The sequence below is a fragment of the Methanosarcina sp. DH1 genome (assembly GCF_020804205.1).
GTDB lineage: Archaea > Halobacteriota > Methanosarcinia > Methanosarcinales > Methanosarcinaceae > Methanosarcina > Methanosarcina vacuolata.
The window spans coordinates 118,475-135,026 of the sequence record NZ_WJBJ01000018.1; the positions used below are offsets into that span (position 1 = coordinate 118,475).

Here is a 16,552-nt window from a genome sequence, read left to right on the forward strand (position 1 = left end):
TGTCTAAAAACCCAAAATTCGTGTCATTTAATGCTGCACTTTAATTCAGGTTGCTGCACTTAATTCAGGTTGCTGCACTTTAACAGGTGATATTAATGTCTGAAATAATTGATAGCTACATACCAGTTGCAATATTCCTTGTCGTGGCACTTGTTATGCCTCCAATGACAATGTTTATGGTAAAGCAACTGAGCCCGAGGAGCAAGGCAGCCGGCAAATACACGACATATGAGTCGGGTTCGGTTCCCACAGGAACTGCAAGGATCCAGTTCAATGTTGAGTATTATCTTTATGCAATTGCATTTGTGCTCTTTGATATAGAGGTGCTTTTTCTTTACCCATGGGTTACGGTCTATAAGGGGCATGGGATCACCTCTCTTGCAGTGGTTGAGATGTTTGCCTTTATTTTTATACTGCTCTTCGGATACATTTATCTCTGGAAAAAGGGGGCCCTTACATGGGTGAAGTGAAGGAGAAAAAAACGAGTAAACCCTATGAGACCTCGGAAGAAGAAATTCCTGGAGTTCTTACAACAACAGGCAATGCGATCAGTGAATTTCTCAAGAAAACTAAGGTCCAGGACTTTATTAACTGGGGTAGGAAAAATTCGCTATGGTTTATGACCCAGCCAATGGGCTGTTGCGGAGTCGAGATGATTGCAATGGGCTGTGCCCACTATGATACGGACCGCTTTGGGATTATTCCGAGAAACTCTCCAAGGCAGGCTGATGTTATGCTCATAAGCGGCTACGTGACAAAGAAATACCTGCCTGCTTTAAAAAGACTCTGGGAACAGATGCCTTCTCCTAAATGGGTCATCGCTTTTGGAGACTGTTCAATTAGTGGCGGCCCATTCTATGAGTCGTATAGTACTGTCCAGAATATTGATGAGATATTTCCAATCGATGTCTTTGTCCCAGGATGTCCTCCAAGGCCAGAAGCAATGCTTCAGGGATTTGTGGAACTACAGGAAAAAATCAAAGCCAAAAAAGACCTGGGCTCGGAGTATTAAGGTTACTAAGGTTCTTCTGAAATTTCAGAGTTATTTGAGGGAAAATTATGGATGTCACAGAAATTCTCAAGTTATTAACAGGCACATTTCCTGAGGCAATCTCCGAAGCAGCAGCCGAGTCCGAAATCCGTGCCAGGGCGTATGTGGACAGGGAGAAGGTGAAAGAGGTTTGCCAGTACCTTAAGGATTCCCTTCAATTTGACCACCTCTGCTCAGTCTGCGGGGTGGACTACATAAAAAGGAATGAGTTTGAGGTAGTCTATCATATAGCATCATATAATCATCCTGTGGTTCTGACGCTTAAGGCCAGGCTTCCGAGGGAAAGTCCGGAAATCGAATCCGTTGTATCGGTGTACTGGAATGCAAACTGGTATGAAAGAGAAACTTACGAGCTTTTCGGGATTCTATTCAAAAACCACCCTAACCTGAAGCCACTTGTACTTCCCGAAGATATGCTTGGAGAATGGCCCCTCAGGAAAGATTACGAGGGCTTTCCGAATAAGACGGCCAGAAACCTGGTGTGAGGGTGAAAAATGGAAGAACGGCTTGAACCAGATGAGATGATCGTACACCTGGGCCCTCAGCATCCCATGCAGCCCGGCCCCTTCAGGCTAAACCTGAGGTTAAAAGGGGAAACAGTCGTGGATGCTGACATAGAACTGGGTTTCATTCATAAAGGTATTGAAAAGATTCTGGAGAATAAGACTTACCTCCAGGGAATAACAATCGTGGACAGGATCTGCTATCTTGTGGCTCTTGTAAACGAAGAATGTTTTGTAGGCTGTACCGAGAAATTACTTGGCATCGAACCGCCTGAAAGGTCTCAATATATCAGGGTAATTCTTGACGAGCTTACACGAATTCAGAGCCATCTGCTGGGTATGGGCGAGTTTGGAGAATTCATTGGTTTTGTTTCCATGTTCATGTACACGGTCAGGGAAAGAGAAGAAGTCCTGGGCCTGATTGATATGATAACGGGAGCCAGAATTACTCACAGCTATCTCAAGTTCGGAGGAGTACGCGACGACCTTCCGGAAGGGTTCAAAGAAAAAGCAATTCCTGTCCTCAACAACCTTAAAAAATCAGTTGACGATTTTGAGGAAATGTTCCACACTGACAGGATTTACAGGGAAAGGACTGTCGGAGTTGGTGTCCTTACTGCTGATGTCGCAAAGAACCTTGGGGTCTCAGGCCCTCCTTTGCGTGCAACCGGTGTGCCTTTTGACATCCGGAAAAACGAACCTTATCTGGTCTACAAAGACCTTGACTTCAAAGTCTGCACTGAAACCGCAGGAGACTGTTTTGCAAGAATACAGGTCAGGCTAAACGAGATCAGGGAAAGTATCTATATCCTGGAACAGTGCTTCGACCAGATCCCCAGCGGCCCTCTCTTCCCCGAAGGCTCACTGTACGGCAGGAGAACCCCTGTAATGAGAGTTCCTGCCGGTGAGGTATTCTACAGGGTGGAAGACCCAAGAGGGGAAATGGGAATGTACATGATTTCCGACGGTTCGGACAAGCCATACAGAGTAAAGATCAGAGGCCCCTACTATCCTACCCTGCAAGCTCTGCCTCCCCTTATAATAGGCACGACTGTTGCAGATGTGGCAGCAATATCAGGCAGCATGGACGGGTGTACCAGTGAAGCGGACAGGTGATTCTGATGACAGTAGTAATTCCTGAATATATAACCCCTTTAATTCCCTGGATCAGAGGAATATTTGGCCTTGTTCTGATTGGAATTATTTTCGTCGGAGCAATGGGAGCTGTCTGGCTTGAACGGAAGCTTTCTGCTGACATCCAGACAAGGATGGGGCCCTGCCGCGTAGGAAAATATGGGCTCTTGCAGCTTGTAGCCGATGCAATCAAACTTTTTACGAAAGAAGACTTGAAACCGCTGAATGCTGACAGTTTACTTTTTAATAATGCTAATATTTTCATGCTTGGTTCGGTTTTTCTTATGCTTGTCGCCCTTCCTGTGGGCGCGGTCTTTATTAATGGGGTCGAATACACGCTTGCGGTCACCCAGATGGACATCAGCGTGCTTTACATCGAAGCGGTGTCCGCATTATCCATTTTCGGAATTTTCATGGTGGCTTACGGCTCGAATAACAAATACTCCCTGCTTGGGGCTTTTCGAAACTTTGCACGAATGGTAGGATATGAAGTACCTCTTGGAATAACTGTCATAAGTGTGGCTGCTATGACAGGTTCGCTTAATATCGTAGACATTTCGACTGCACAGGGTCTGCGCTGGAATATTTTCCTGCAGCCCCTGGGATGTTTTGTATTCTTTGTATCACTTATGGCTGATATGGGAAGACTTCCCTTTGACCAGAACGAATCCGAAGAAGAACTGATAGCAGGGTGGATTACGGAATACTGTGGAATGCGTTTCGGGCTGGGTTTCTTTGCCGAATACATCCACATGATCCTTGGTTCTTTCCTTGTAGCCCTTCTCTTCCTCGGCGGCTGGAACGTACCAGGCTTTATTGCAAACAACTCTTTCTTCGGCATTATTGCTCCAACAGGCTTCCTCATTGTAAAAGTTGTCTTTGTACTTATGGTAATTATAGGGCTCAGATGGGCTGTCCCGAGGTTCAGGATTGACCAGGTTGTTGACCTGAGCTGGAAAAAATTGCTTCCTCTTGCCCTTTTAAACCTTGTCTGGGCTGTAGGGCTCGGACTCTACCTGGGGGCGTGAAATCATGGTACTTAAAAACATTAAATACGCAATTAGAAACATCAAAAAGCCTCCCGTAACCAGGATGTACCCGGAAAAACAAAGCGAGCTTTCCGACCGGTTCAGGGGGCTTCAGATACTCGATAAAAGTAAATGCATAGGCTGTGGCATCTGTGCCAATACATGCCCCAATGCCGCAATCAATATCGTAAAAGCTCCGATTGCACCAGGCAGCACAAAACAACGCTGGTTCCCCCAAATTGATATCGGGCACTGCCTTTTCTGCGGGCTATGTATCGACCAGTGCCCGAAAGAAGCGCTTTCAAGCGGCAAGGAATACGCTAAAGGTCTCGTTAAATGGAAGCACAAAGACCTGCTCATGACCCCTGAAAAACTTGCAAGGGAAGTCGATATTGAGGAAGGTGACGAGAAATGATCGAACTCGAAACAATAGGAGAAGCCCTGAAAATGGCTGTCTTCTGGGTTCTTGCCATCTCTACAGTATTCTTTGCAGTCTTCGTGGTAACTGCAAAAGATATTGTCCGGGCCGGGCTTGCCCTGATCATGTGCATGTTTGGAATTGCAGCTCTCTACATCCTTTTGAATGCCCAGTTCCTGGGAATCATTCAGGTACTTGTTTACATCGGAGCAATCGGAGTCCTCATCCTCTTTGCGGTTATGCTGACAAAGCACGAGATCGGAGGTGAACCCGGTGAGGACTAACCGGCCTTTAGCTTTTCTCGTAGTTTTGCTCTTTACAGCTATTGTGGTAATCGGGGCATTTGGGACTTCCTGGAATACGGTTTCCGAACTCCCCCAAAACCAGGCTGACCAGAGTAATATAGAGGGCATTGGAATGCTGATCTTTACTCATTATGTAGCGCCTTTTGAAGTCCTTTCAATCGTCCTGCTCGCCTCCCTCATAGGAGCGATTTACCTGGCAAAAGGGGAGGGCAACCGATGACTCTAAACTTTTACCTGGCAAAAGGGGAGAGAAACCAATGATTCCTTTAATCTTTTACCTCGGGCTTGCAGCCCTGCTGTTTTCAATAGGACTCTATGGCGTAATGACACATAAAAACGGTATCAGGATGATTATGTGCATTGAGCTCATGCTCAACTCTGCAAACCTGAACCTGGTAGCTTTCTCCAGCTACACGGATACCCTGAACGGGCAGGTTTTCGCCATATTCTCAATTGCCCTTGCAGCTGCCGAAGCAGCGGTCGGGTTTGCAATCCTCATGGCAATCTATAGAATGCACGATAAGATCAACCTTAACGAGCTCAAGATCCTGAGGTGGTAAAAACGGCTCTGGAAGAATTCGCATTTTTAATTCCTCTGCTTCCGACACTGGCTTTTATAATCACCTTCTTCTTCGGCAGGAAAATGCCAGCAGGTGGTGCCATTGTCCCTATACTGGCAATTGCCGCCTCCTTCGTAATCTCTTTAATGATTACTCTCAGGCTGCTGGCAAACCCAGATGAGGTTATAAGCCAGTCTTATCCCTGGTTTGCAATGCTCAATATAGGAGTGTTGATTGATCCCCTGGCCGCAGTGATGCTGTCAATGGTCTCTTTTGTGAGCCTGCTGATCCATATCTATGCAGTTAGCTATATGTCAGGTGACCCGGGAGAGGCCAGGTATTTTGCAGAAACCGCACTCTTTACCGCAGCAATGCTTTCCCTGGTGCTTTCGGACAACATCCTTCAGCTCTTTGTTTCCTGGGAACTTGTAGGGCTGTGTTCCTATCTCTTAATTGGCTTCTGGTTCGAAAGGCCCTCGGCTGCAGCGGCTGCCAAGAAAGCTTTCCTGACAACCAGGATAGGAGATGTGATGTTCCTTACCGGGATAATTGTACTGACCTCCGACCTCCTGAAACTTGCAGGCGGATTCCAGGAAGGGACATACCTGCTCCGTTTTGACGAAATCTTCAGTTATATCCCGCAGCTTTCTGCCTTTCATTCAAACATTTTCGGTTTTGAAGTAAGCCACCTTACCATCATCACCCTGCTCCTCTTTGGAGGGGCCGTAGGAAAGTCCGGCCAGTTCCCTCTGCATGTGTGGCTTCCTGACGCAATGGAAGGCCCGACAACCGTTTCCGCCCTTATCCATGCCGCAACAATGGTTACTGCCGGTGTCTACCTGGTCGCAAGAACCTTCCCTATGTTTATTGCAGCCCCTGATACCTTCATGGTAGTTGCTTACCTTGGAGGTTTTACCGCGCTCTTTGCAGGCACAATGGGAATCGTAATGAACGACCTCAAGCGCGTGCTTGCGTACTCGACCATAAGCCAGCTCGGTTACATGATGCTTGGCCTTGGCCTCGGTTCGGTAATCGGGCTTGAAGCAGTAGGCATTTCTTTATTCCACCTGATCAACCATGCTTTCTTTAAGGCTCTTCTTTTCCTCTGTGCAGGCAGTGTAATCCACGCAGTAGGCACCCAGGATATGAGGGAACTCGGAGGCGTAAGAAAGGTAATGCCAGTTACGGCTGCCACGATGTCAATTGCAGCCCTGGCTCTGGCAGGCTTCGGAATACCCGGAACCTCAATAGGGACAAGCGGTTTCTTCTCAAAGGATGCGATTATTGAGGCTGCCTATCTCTTTGGGGAACACAGCAACAACTGGATCCCCTATGCATTCTCAATTGCGGCTGCACTTCTCACTTCGATTTACATATTCAGGCTGATCTTCATGACCTTTACAGGGAAGCCGAGAAGTGACTACCACGGGCACGAATCCCCCGCTATTATGACAATTCCCCTCTCCATTCTGGCAATTTTTTCCCTAGTGTTCGGAGGGCTGACAAAAACAGGGTTCATGGATTTCCTTGAAGAAACATTTGCAAACAGCTTCGTGAATCTTGACATCGGAAGCCTTGCAGCCTTAGGTCGAAATGAGCTTGTAGGGGCGGCAGGAAATGAATCTCTCTTTATCCAGTGGCTTCCCATGATAGTCGCTGTTGCAGGCCTTGCAGTTGCTTTTGTGATCTATTATCTGAGGATAATTAAACTCGGGCCGCTTGCTTCCATGAAGAACCCGGTTTACAGGCTGCTCTACAAGCGCTATTACCAGCATGAAATCTATACTGAATTCTTCTCACTCGGAATCGTATACGGAGTCATTGCTTTCCTTTCTCAGGTGCTTGATGTGATCATTGACAGTATCGTGGAAGGAATTGGAATTCTTACAGTCGGTGTAAGTGAGGAGCTCAGGAGATTCCAGACCGGAGTTGTCCAGACTTATGCAATTGCAGTAATTGTGGGTGTCAGCCTGCTAATAATACTTGTTAAGTTAATAATGGAGGTACTCTGATGCTGCCGGTCGCATCACTGTTGATTCTGGTGCCGCTGATTTTCGCAGCAGTTACCTTTTTCACAAAAACGAAAGACCAGGCTGCAGGACTGGCTTTTTTAGGTTCCATTGCAACTCTTGGCCTTACCCTGTATGCCTACCTGAACTTTGACAGCAGTACGGCTGCCATGCAGTTCTTTGAATCGATAGACTGGATCCCCTTGCTGGGAGTTAAATATTCAGTTGGAATTGACGGCATCTCCATGCCCCTTATCCTCCTGAATGCAATAGTTATCCCGTTCCTGATCCTTTATAGCTGGAAGGAAGACAGGGAATCTCCTAACCGGTTTTATGGTTTGATCCTTACCATGCAGGCTGCAGTTATAGGAGTCTTTGTATCCCTTGATTTCATGGTCTTCTATATCTTCTGGGAACTTACCCTGATCCCTCTCTTCTTCATGGTAAACATCTGGGGAGGAGAAAAGAGGGCCCATGCGTCTTATAAATTCTTTATCTACACGCATGTTGCCTCTCTGGTAATGCTTCTTGGGATCTTCGGGCTCTTCTATGCTTCCTGGCAGCAGACCGGGGTCCCCACCTTTGATATAAGGACACTTGTTGCACAGTTCCAGTTCTTAGGGTCCGGCCTGTTAAGGAATGCAATCTTTCTCTCCATCATTTTCGGGTTCCTGGCAAAGCTGCCGATTTTCCCCTTCCATTCCTGGCTTCCGGATGCTTATACCGAAGCCCCGACCGCAGGCAGTGTACTCTTTATTCTGCTCAAAATAGGAGGATACGGGCTTTTCAGGATCTCACTTCCCATGCTTCCGAATACTGGCAACCCTGAGCTTATGATTACCATGCTGGGTTTCCTTGGAGCTTTCAGCATTCTTTATGGAGCTCTTGTAGCTCTGAGGCAGAAAGACCTCAAGCGCATGATCGCTTATTCCAGTTTAAGCCACATGGGATATGTTTTACTGGGTTCGGCAGGTCTTGTTACCCTTTCGGTTTCAGGAGCTATGTTCCAGCAGTTTTCCCACGGGCTTATAATGAGTATCATGTTCATGTCTGCAGGAGCGATCCAGGCAAGCACGGGGACAAGGATAATCAATAACCTTGGCGGGCTTGCAAAGAAGATGCCGATGCTGGCTGTACTTATGATGCTAGGGTTTATGGCATCCCTCGGCCTGCCAGGGTTGACCGGTTTTATTGCCGAATTCCTGGTGCTGGCCTTCAGCTACGTAAACCTGCCTGGATTTGTCTTGCTTGCCCTTCTGGCAATAGTGATTACTGCAGGTTACCACCTCTGGGCAATGCAGAGGGCAATGTTCGGAGTTTATAACGAGAAGCTTGGAGATGTCAGGGACATTAACTCTCTTCAGGTCTTTTCGATGGGAGTAATTGCCCTTCTTGTGATTTATTTCGGCCTGAACCCAAATCCGGTGCTTAATATGATGATTACGAATTCGGAAGCAATAGTAAGCCTTGCGTCTGCCCTGGGGGTGTAAAAAATGGAAAATTTGATGCTTCTTGCACCTGAAATTACAGTCGCTGCAGCCGGCCTGATTATACTGTTTATAGGGGTCTTCATGTCCCCCAGGACCAAGAATATGCTGGGTTACCTGGCAACCCTTGGAGTCCTTACGGCTCTGGTCCTGACGGTACAGAGTTTCGGGACCGAAGCTACGATGTTCTATGGCACTGTCAGCATTGATGCCCTTTCCCAGTTCTTCAAACTGGTATTCCTGGCAGTTGCACTGATTGTTTCAATTGCTTCAATTGCTTCAATCAAGTATAATGAAAACAGTGACCATACCGAAGAGTTTTATTCCCTGGTGCTTTTTGCAACCCTCGGGATGATGGTTGTTGCCTCCTCAAACGACTTTATCCTGCTCTTCTGTGCCTTTGAGCTGGCAAGCTTTGCTACCTATGCCCTTGCAGGTTTTGAGAAACAGAACCCAGTGTCTCTCGAAGGAGCCATGAAGTACTTTATGATGGGTGCGGTTTCTTCAGCGCTTATGCTTTTTGGGATATCTTTTGTGTATGGGGCAACGGGCACTACCAGCATTCCAATGATTGCTGAAAATGCCTCCTTCCTGGCAGAAAACCCTATCGGGCTTGTTGCAGTCGTGCTGCTCATTGCAGGTTTCGGCTTCAAGATGGCTCTTGTGCCTTTTCATATGTGGGCTCCGGATACCTATCAGGGTTCTCCTTCAGTTGTCTCCTCCCTTCTTGCAGCCGGGTCGAAGAAAATGGGTTTTGTGGCAGCTTTCAGGGTTTTCATCCTGGCGCTTGCTGCACTTCAGCCTGACTGGCAGTTAGCTTTCACAATTCTGGCAGTCGTAACCATGACCTTCGGAAACGTGGTTGCAGTCTCTCAGACCAGCGTGAAACGTATGCTTGCTTACTCTTCTCTGGCCCAGGCAGGGTATATTGCAATGGCTTTTGTAGTAATGACTCCAATGGCTCTTACAGGTGGAATCTTCTATACCCTTGCCCACGCTTTTATGAAAGGAGGAGCATTTATCGCAGCCGGTGCAGTTGTCTGGATGATAACTACTCAAAGGACAGGGGACCTTCAGGTTCCAGACCACCTGGACAACTTCAGGGGCCTTGGGAAGAGAATGCCGCTAGTAGCTCTTTGCATGACGGTTTTCGTCTTTGCCCTTGCAGGGATCCCACTTACTTCCGGCTTCATGGCCAAGTTCGTGCTTTTCTCTTCAGCCATTCAGGCAGGCATGACCTGGCTTGCGGTAGTTGCAATCCTGAACAGTGCCCTTTCATTGTTCTATTATGCACGGCTTGTAAGGTACATGTACTTCCTTCCCCCTGAAGGCAAAAAGATCGGCCTGCCTTTCCCATATGCAGCAGCTCTCCTGCTTGCAACAGCCGGCGTGTTTGCAATGGGCCTCTGGCCTGAACCCTTCTTGCAGTGGGCAATGGAAGCAGCAAAGGTACTGATCTAAGGAGATATGAGAAATGACAGATTGTGATCTTTGCGGAAAAGCAATCCCGGCCGTAATTCCTGTCCGGGTTTTCCGTTCCCGCCTCAAATTCGCCTATCCTGAAGGTGTCTGGAAAGGACTATGTGAGACCTGCCTGGATTCCTCCCAGGAGACCTATTTAAGCATCGACAAAAACGAAATCTCCTGCAGGAGAAACAAATGCGTTTTGTGCGGTAAAAAAGGCAGGGTTTACCCTGTGGAAATCCAGATTCCTGATTTTTCAAMAGGAGTTATAAAAAGAAAGGTAAATGTCTGCACWAAATGCCTGGATTCTMTCAATGAGATTTATATAAGGTTTAAAGGAGAGCAGATTGAGGGTTCGGCTTGTGAACACGGGCATGAACACTGAATTTGAGTAAAGCTACGTTTTGTGTCTTTATATTACTTTATTGGTTCATTTCTTTCGTTATAATAAACGGAAAAAGACGGAGAATGGACAAGAATTACTAAGTAAGTTTAACTTTTCTTTTTTGGCTGGAACCGATTGCTTTTCCATCACCTTTGTCTGCTTATAATTTGCAATTTGAGTTTATCAGTCGTTTATCTGACTTTTCGCAGATGTCCATTCAATTTTCACTATTTTTTTCGATATCGTTTTTTCTGAAAATTACCCTGCTTATTCAAGCTTCATTGAAAGATTCTAACCTATATTTCCGGAAGTTTTAGTTGAGATAATAATTGTAAATTATTAAGTAAAAGAACAAAAACGATAGTCGGAAAAATGTTCTTTTTTTCAAGACATCTGCGGAAGGTCGGGTTTATCTATATTCTCAGGTTCACAGTGTTGCATAACTAAAATCATTATAATATCTCTTAGTTTTAATTTTTATTGTACAATACTGAAAGCTCTTTTTAAAAATGTGCTTTCGGCTGTAATTTTATAGGACTTACGCACTTGAGGACAAAATCAATCAAGGAAAATACTGTGGATTGAAATCATTTTTTAGACGGTTAACAGTCTGATGCTATTGATTTTTCAGTTCAACTGCGTAAGTCTTAATAATATTACTTTTGGGATGATCTTAATGAATATAACTCTAATCAAATACAAATTGAACGCCAGATACCATAATATGATAAAAAAACTATAGAAGATATATGAAAAAAGTAGTTATTTTAGGAATTCTACAAATGATCCTTCTCGGTGCGTTCCTGCTCTCGTCTGGATGTTCATCATCGACAGAAAGTACGACTACCTCCTCTTCTACGTCTCAGTCAATTTCCATGATCACAGACAAGACGCAATATGTCCACGGCGAAATGGTCAAGCTAAAAGTAACAAACAACCTAGATGATCCTATTTGGTATATAGGCTACCCTCAGCGCGATCTAGTCTTCTGGGAGATTGAAAAGTCTCAAAGCAATGGTTGGCAAAGTGTGGACTTTCGTCTGCCAGTGATTGAAGAAGGAAAAGAGGTTTGTCAAGTAATACTTTATGAACGACCTATTGGTGACGTAACGGAGCTTAAACCCCACTCTGACCTTCTTTACGAGTGGAACCAGCAAATATGCTCACTCAAGACAGTGACTGAACCATTCGAACCTGAGATAATTAAGCGAGGTAAATACAGATTTGTATTCCACTACAGTTTGTTCACAGTGAAATCAGAAAACGTCGAGAATGAACCTTGGAAAAGACCGATTGACCTAGGTGAAACGAAGACAATTTATTCTAATGAATTTGTTTTGAAGTAAATGGAATAACATTTCCAGGATTATGGAGAGCCTATACGAGAGTAGAATAACTGCAACTTATTATAATACAGAGATCTGACAAAGGGCCCACACACCCTATTTTGCAGAGTTGAGAATCCATACATATATATTATTTTTAATAAATTATTGTCACTATCTAATCAGCATGAAAGTATTTTCAACTACTTTCAGATTTCTGAAAGGATGTTCAGGTCTAACCGTGAAGAAGTTGAAGGCATCCTTAAAGCTGGAGATCAGGTAAAAGTCGTTTTTACGGACAAAGTAAAGTATGAAAATGAGATCTCTTAAGGAATGGCAAGTTTTGAAGGAGCAATTTAATAACAGTGATTGAAAAGGGAAGAAAAAGGGATACAACGAAATAATAAGTGTGATTTAAAACTTATTTTTTAATGCACAAGTGCATTTTAGTCTAAAATGCGAGTTTGAGTCACCAGCATATAATTTATTTTTTCATTGACTTTTATATATAACTCAACTACCTTTTTTACTGCAAGTTGAAAACTATCCTTTCTCCTTTTGTAAGTTTACTGGAAAGATAAACACCTATATCAATATCGCTTAGCGGTCCTTCCGTTCCCTCTGCTGTCGAACCAAAGAGATAGGCAAGTTCTACATATTCCTCTTTATTAAAAAATTCAGGAAGCAAGATACACAGAATTTTTTTCCCTATCTCGTGAATTTTAAGACCCATTGTATTTTCTCTATGTCCTGTTCTTTCAAATACGTTATGTTGTAAGAATGGATATACATGATAGGTTGTGCTCTTTGCAGGCTCACAATTCCAACAGTTATTCCTGTCCGGGTTTTCCGTTCCCGCCTCAAATTCGCCTATCCTGAGGGTGTCTGGAAAGGGCTCTGTGAGACCTGTCTCGATTCCTCCCAGGAGACCTATTTAAGCATCGACAAAAACGAAATCTCCTGCAGGAGAAACAAATGCGTTTTGTGCGGTAAAAAAGGCAGGGTTTACCCTGTGGAAATCCAGATTCCTGATTTTTCAAAAGGAGTTATAAAAAGAAAGGTAAATGTCTGCACTAAATGCCTGGATTCTCTCAATGAGACTTATATCAGGTTTAAAGGAGAGCAGATTGAGGGTTCGGCTTGTGAACACGGGCATGGGCATTTGTAAGTTCATAAATATTGAGTTTTGAGTAAAGCTGCAGTTTGCGGCTTTATTTCTTTTCTTATTAGCATGAAAGTTCTTTCAAGTACTTTCATTTCTTTGTGCCTGTGATTAGAAGAATTTCATGTGTGTTTTTGTTATTAAGCAAATATTCATTCGGAATATATTTGGCTCATGTTTTTTATATAGATATTATCCCAAATAGTATACTATATTTTGATATATCCAGTAGTCAATTGATATTTTAGCCGGTTTTATTTTTATTAACAGTCTTGTTAAGTTATTTCAGTGTAAATCGAATTGCTCATTTACCTGAAAGTAAAAAAATAATTAGAATTGAATCTTTAAACCCGAAATGAAATTTCTGTAAGTGAGTCAGATGAAAAATAGTTGCATGCTACTAATAGTATCTTTACTACTGCTTACATCAGCAGGTGTTGCTTCTGCTGCACTACCATATTACATTGACCCACAGCAGAATTTGTGGCTTAATATCAGCATGGACGGTAGTACACAATATTTCAATGTATATAATGCACCTGGATATTCTCCAAATGGGGATGCAGTCATGTGGGCGTATGATAATTTCAGCTCAAGCAACTTAGACACATCAAAGTGGACCAGTTATAAAAAAGGGAGTAGTAAATCAACAGTAGCTATAAAGAATGGACAGCTTATATTGTCAGGTTCAGGCGTGACCTCCTCTGCAAATGTTGTGCTGAATAAACCGTTTACTAACGGAATTGAACTGGCAGTTAATGAAACGATTTCGAAGGGTACCGGTGATGTAGGTACATATACTGATGCTTCTTTTGGTTCTGGCCCACTCGCAGGTGTAACTAATGAAGTCGATTTAGATTTGTGTCATATAGTTCTCTATTCGCTCCACAGATTGATCTCTATCTTAAGACTTGACAATCTGGTTGATATTGGCTGTAATTCAGGAACAGGTTGGTGGCACACCGTTTTCTCCACCGTTGATGGATCATTCCAAAGTCAGGGAATATCAAGATCAATAATTTGGACAAATTCAAGCACTTCGGATGCTATTATGCCTAATCCTGGCATCACGCTAAGTGAGTACACCGGAGAAAATCTTCCACATACAGTTGCATATAGTTACGATACTTACGGCAATGCAAATATGAGTATGCTCAATGTAAACCAAAATCGTCTCCCATTATCTATACCTGACCCATATGGTTGTAACCAGTTTAATCACATTGCCGTATATTACAATCCATCTGGAGTATTTGGCCACAACTGGTGGATGCTTGTCACAACAATATGTACATATTCAGGTAGTAAGTATGAAAATGCATGTTTATATTATTCTGATGATGGCCTGCTCTGGTATGTACCACCAGGAGTAACAAATCCAATAGGAAAGCAGATTGTATCTAAATATGACTCAAACGTTTATGGGTCTGATCCTGATGTTGTATACAATCCTGCGACTGGAAAACTCATGTGCTACTATGTAATTGGAGACGCTACCGGTAATGTAAATGTAGAAGATTTGAAAGTTAGGACATATGATGGTAATACTGTTTCGCCTGAAATGAAAGTTATCGCTCATGGAGTAGCAACAACTGTTTTGTACGATAACACCGCAGGAACGTTTTACATATGGACTGTTGATAATGATTCCAATCCAAATGTAATATACAGGTATACTTCAACTGACGGTATAAATTTCAGTAACAAGCAAGTAGTTGGTCAATCAAGCGATTGCGAACCCTATCATGTAAAAGTAATTAATCGTCCTGGAGACTCAAAGCTCTATGCGCTTTTTACATTCAAAGGCAACGACGATCTATATATTGCAACTGCAAACAAATACACGGATAATTTTACAATTCAAAATTCACCTCTTCTACAGGTTGATGACTCTTCATCTATCACACATAAAAATATTGAATTCTCTTGCAGTGCAGGTACATTTAATGATGACGGAAACATTCTGAAACTATGGATAACTGCTAAAGATATCAATGGGGTTTGGAATGCTTTTTACACACAAGCAACTCAGGCAAATGGTATCTGGAAAGTTGGAAATTTCACAACTCTACATGCTCCCGTCATGACAGTCAAAAATGAACAGTGTCTCAATACCCCAAAACAGTGGATGCTCTCACAGGGCGACTACGTAAACAACAAAGGAGTCATAAGGAAAATCAACGAAATTTGGGGATACAAAATAGGTCACACACCAAAAGTAAAAGTAACGAATATGGGAACATATATGCAAATTGAAGTTGTGCCAACTGATTACCAGAAAGTGACTGATTACCAGGTGATGATCCCTGCTAGTTTTCTTAACTTATCATCTCAGATTGACTCTCTGGATATTGAACCTGTGCCACCTGACTCCAAGAACACGACTAGTTCTCAAGTAATGGCTTCTGCGAGTCTTCTTAACTCATCATCCCATAATGATTCTCCGGATATTGAACGTGTCCAGGCAGGAACGGACACGTCCTCTTCAAAAGGAGTAATTAATTGGAAAGGGCAAAACTGGTATTTGACAGGTGGCAAAGCAAACCCTGGCAATAATTACTGGAATACTTCGGGTGCATGGATAGATAACCAGGACAGAATGCACTTAACAGTTGTAAATAATAACAGTAAATGGGAATGCACAATGTTAAACAGCCAGTATACATACTGTTATGGTACTTTTACGTGGACTGTAGCTTCACCTGTTTACACATTTGATAAAAACAGTGTAGTAGGACTTTGTACTTATTTAGATGACAATAATGCATTAAATCTGGGAATTTCAAGATGGGGTGACCATAATGGAAATCAACTATGGTACTTTATAGAACCTTCTATAATTAAAGGAAATAGTAAGGCGTATGGGGTTCCACCGGGCATCGAAGGCACAAACACGACTTATAGAATTGAGTGGAAACCAAATTATATAAGATTCACATCCACAAAGGCAGACGGAACAGTTATAGCAGACTATACTAATACAAATATTTCTACAATTCCAAAAGAGCCCGAAAATGTCATAATGAATTTGTGGTTAGTGGATCCTCCATCCGATGGAAAAAACATTGAACTTATACTAAGTAATTTCACAGTTGTAGATGAGTGAGTTATAAAGAGGCTTTGAAAAATAAGACAGTAAGTCTCTTTCCTCTATAATTTGCTGTGAGAACAGGAAGGTAGCAGGTAGTGAATGAACCTGTGGACTCTTATATATATTTAGGGAATAATTACAGGACTCAGAGGTATTTTGTTTGTGTCTAGCTGAGTGAGTTATAGTTGTCGTATTACAGACTTCAGAGATACTTTGTTTGCGTCTAGCTGAGTAAGTTATAGTTGTCGTATATCAGATGCCTATTTGATAGTATACAGGCACACTGTATACATTAAATTGTGTATTACCATGAGATAAAACATTGCATGTTGCCATTATTTGATATTTAGCCACAGGTACTGCAGATCAACATTATGGAGTTATACAAAAATGCGGCTGATGCCAAAGATGAGCATTAGTAAACCTACTAGGAATGTTGTAGTTTTCTGGACTCTGCCGCTATCTATTAACAGCGAGGCGTATTTGTTGAATTCTGGATATGCTTTTTCACGAACCCATTTGGAGATTGTCCAGTTTAATACTAACAACCCTTTTCGATTCTTCTGCAAAACTCTTGTTTTGTAGATATCTTTTGATAATTTTATAGTAACATCCGCCGAAACCAGTAAT

17 protein-coding genes are annotated in these 16,552 nt (G+C 43.2%); 16 read left to right on the plus strand and 1 reads right to left on the minus strand.

The genetic code is table 11. From position 1 onward, the window contains the following. The first annotated feature begins 95 nt into the window (after positions 1-95). From fpoA to FXW07_RS08865, 14 genes are all read left to right on the plus strand, one after another. The gene (gene fpoA / locus FXW07_RS08805) at positions 96-470 is read left to right on the plus strand and encodes a F420H2 dehydrogenase subunit FpoA (protein ID WP_048123805.1); all 375 of its coding nucleotides are present in this window, start codon (positions 96-98) and stop codon (positions 468-470) included. Beyond that, positions 458-1,012 carry an NADH-quinone oxidoreductase subunit B gene (gene fpoB / locus FXW07_RS08810; protein ID WP_229395114.1) on the plus strand — a complete coding sequence of 185 codons (555 nt, stop codon included), beginning with the start codon at positions 458-460 and terminating at the stop codon, positions 1,010-1,012. Before fpoA ends, fpoB begins: the two co-directional genes overlap by 13 nt. A gap of 47 nt (positions 1,013-1,059) precedes the next feature. Beyond that, on the plus strand, positions 1,060-1,536 hold the full coding sequence (fpoC, locus tag FXW07_RS08815; RefSeq protein ID WP_229395115.1) for a F420H2 dehydrogenase subunit FpoC: 477 nt from the start codon (positions 1,060-1,062) through the stop codon (positions 1,534-1,536). A 9-nt stretch (positions 1,537-1,545) separates the two neighbouring features. Then, a complete protein-coding gene (fpoD, locus tag FXW07_RS08820) occupies positions 1,546-2,670 on the plus strand; it encodes a F420H2 dehydrogenase subunit FpoD (protein ID WP_229395116.1) in 1,125 nt (374 codons plus the stop codon). A 5-nt stretch (positions 2,671-2,675) separates the two neighbouring features. Then, positions 2,676-3,716 carry a F420H2 dehydrogenase subunit FpoH gene (fpoH, locus tag FXW07_RS08825; RefSeq protein ID WP_048120038.1) on the plus strand — a complete coding sequence of 347 codons (1,041 nt, stop codon included), beginning with the start codon at positions 2,676-2,678 and terminating at the stop codon, positions 3,714-3,716. Positions 3,717-3,720: 4 nt separating this feature from the next. Next, positions 3,721-4,131 carry a F420H2 dehydrogenase subunit FpoI gene (gene fpoI, locus FXW07_RS08830; RefSeq protein WP_229395117.1) on the plus strand — a complete coding sequence of 137 codons (411 nt, stop codon included), beginning with the start codon at positions 3,721-3,723 and terminating at the stop codon, positions 4,129-4,131. Further along, positions 4,128-4,418: an NADH-quinone oxidoreductase subunit J gene (locus FXW07_RS19290; RefSeq protein WP_011308318.1), complete on the plus strand. Its 291-nt coding sequence runs from the start codon at positions 4,128-4,130 to the stop codon at positions 4,416-4,418. Before fpoI ends, FXW07_RS19290 begins: the two co-directional genes overlap by 4 nt. After that, the gene (gene fpoJ, locus FXW07_RS19295) at positions 4,408-4,659 is read left to right on the plus strand and encodes a F420H2 dehydrogenase subunit FpoJ (protein WP_346655639.1); all 252 of its coding nucleotides are present in this window, start codon (positions 4,408-4,410) and stop codon (positions 4,657-4,659) included. Before FXW07_RS19290 ends, fpoJ begins: the two co-directional genes overlap by 11 nt. Before the next feature lie 37 nt (positions 4,660-4,696). After that, positions 4,697-4,999 carry a F420H2 dehydrogenase subunit FpoK gene (gene fpoK / locus FXW07_RS08840; protein ID WP_048120046.1) on the plus strand — a complete coding sequence of 101 codons (303 nt, stop codon included), beginning with the start codon at positions 4,697-4,699 and terminating at the stop codon, positions 4,997-4,999. Beyond that, positions 4,993-7,011 (plus strand): F420H2 dehydrogenase subunit FpoL, encoded by a 2,019-nt coding sequence (gene fpoL / locus FXW07_RS08845; protein ID WP_229395118.1) that lies wholly within the window; start codon positions 4,993-4,995, stop codon positions 7,009-7,011. The genes fpoK and fpoL overlap by 7 nt, the downstream gene beginning before the upstream one ends. Beyond that, a complete protein-coding gene (fpoM, locus tag FXW07_RS08850; RefSeq protein WP_229395119.1) occupies positions 7,011-8,498 on the plus strand; it encodes a NuoM family protein in 1,488 nt (495 codons plus the stop codon). The genes fpoL and fpoM overlap by 1 nt, the downstream gene beginning before the upstream one ends. A 3-nt stretch (positions 8,499-8,501) precedes the next feature. Further along, positions 8,502-9,956 carry an NADH-quinone oxidoreductase subunit N gene (fpoN, locus tag FXW07_RS08855; RefSeq protein ID WP_229395120.1) on the plus strand — a complete coding sequence of 485 codons (1,455 nt, stop codon included), beginning with the start codon at positions 8,502-8,504 and terminating at the stop codon, positions 9,954-9,956. Between the two features lie 13 nt (positions 9,957-9,969). After that, positions 9,970-10,344 carry a F420H2 dehydrogenase subunit FpoO gene (locus tag FXW07_RS08860; RefSeq protein WP_229395121.1) on the plus strand — a complete coding sequence of 125 codons (375 nt, stop codon included), beginning with the start codon at positions 9,970-9,972 and terminating at the stop codon, positions 10,342-10,344. A 749-nt stretch (positions 10,345-11,093) separates the two neighbouring features. Continuing rightward, positions 11,094-11,690 carry a hypothetical protein gene (locus FXW07_RS08865; protein WP_048120056.1) on the plus strand — a complete coding sequence of 199 codons (597 nt, stop codon included), beginning with the start codon at positions 11,094-11,096 and terminating at the stop codon, positions 11,688-11,690. A gap of 505 nt (positions 11,691-12,195) precedes the next feature. Here FXW07_RS08865 and FXW07_RS08870 read toward each other — a convergent pair. After that, positions 12,196-12,402, minus strand: a complete 207-nt coding sequence (locus tag FXW07_RS08870; RefSeq protein WP_229395122.1) for a nucleotidyltransferase domain-containing protein — start codon at positions 12,400-12,402, stop codon at positions 12,196-12,198. A gap of 57 nt (positions 12,403-12,459) precedes the next feature. Between FXW07_RS08870 and fpoO the strand changes: the two genes are divergently transcribed. Both fpoO and FXW07_RS08880 read left to right on the plus strand, forming a co-directional pair. After that, positions 12,460-12,837: a F420H2 dehydrogenase subunit FpoO gene (gene fpoO, locus FXW07_RS08875; RefSeq protein ID WP_229395123.1), complete on the plus strand. Its 378-nt coding sequence runs from the start codon at positions 12,460-12,462 to the stop codon at positions 12,835-12,837. A gap of 388 nt (positions 12,838-13,225) precedes the next feature. Continuing rightward, positions 13,226-15,937 carry a glycoside hydrolase family 16 protein gene (locus FXW07_RS08880; protein ID WP_229395124.1) on the plus strand — a complete coding sequence of 904 codons (2,712 nt, stop codon included), beginning with the start codon at positions 13,226-13,228 and terminating at the stop codon, positions 15,935-15,937. Positions 15,938-16,552 lie beyond the last annotated feature (615 nt).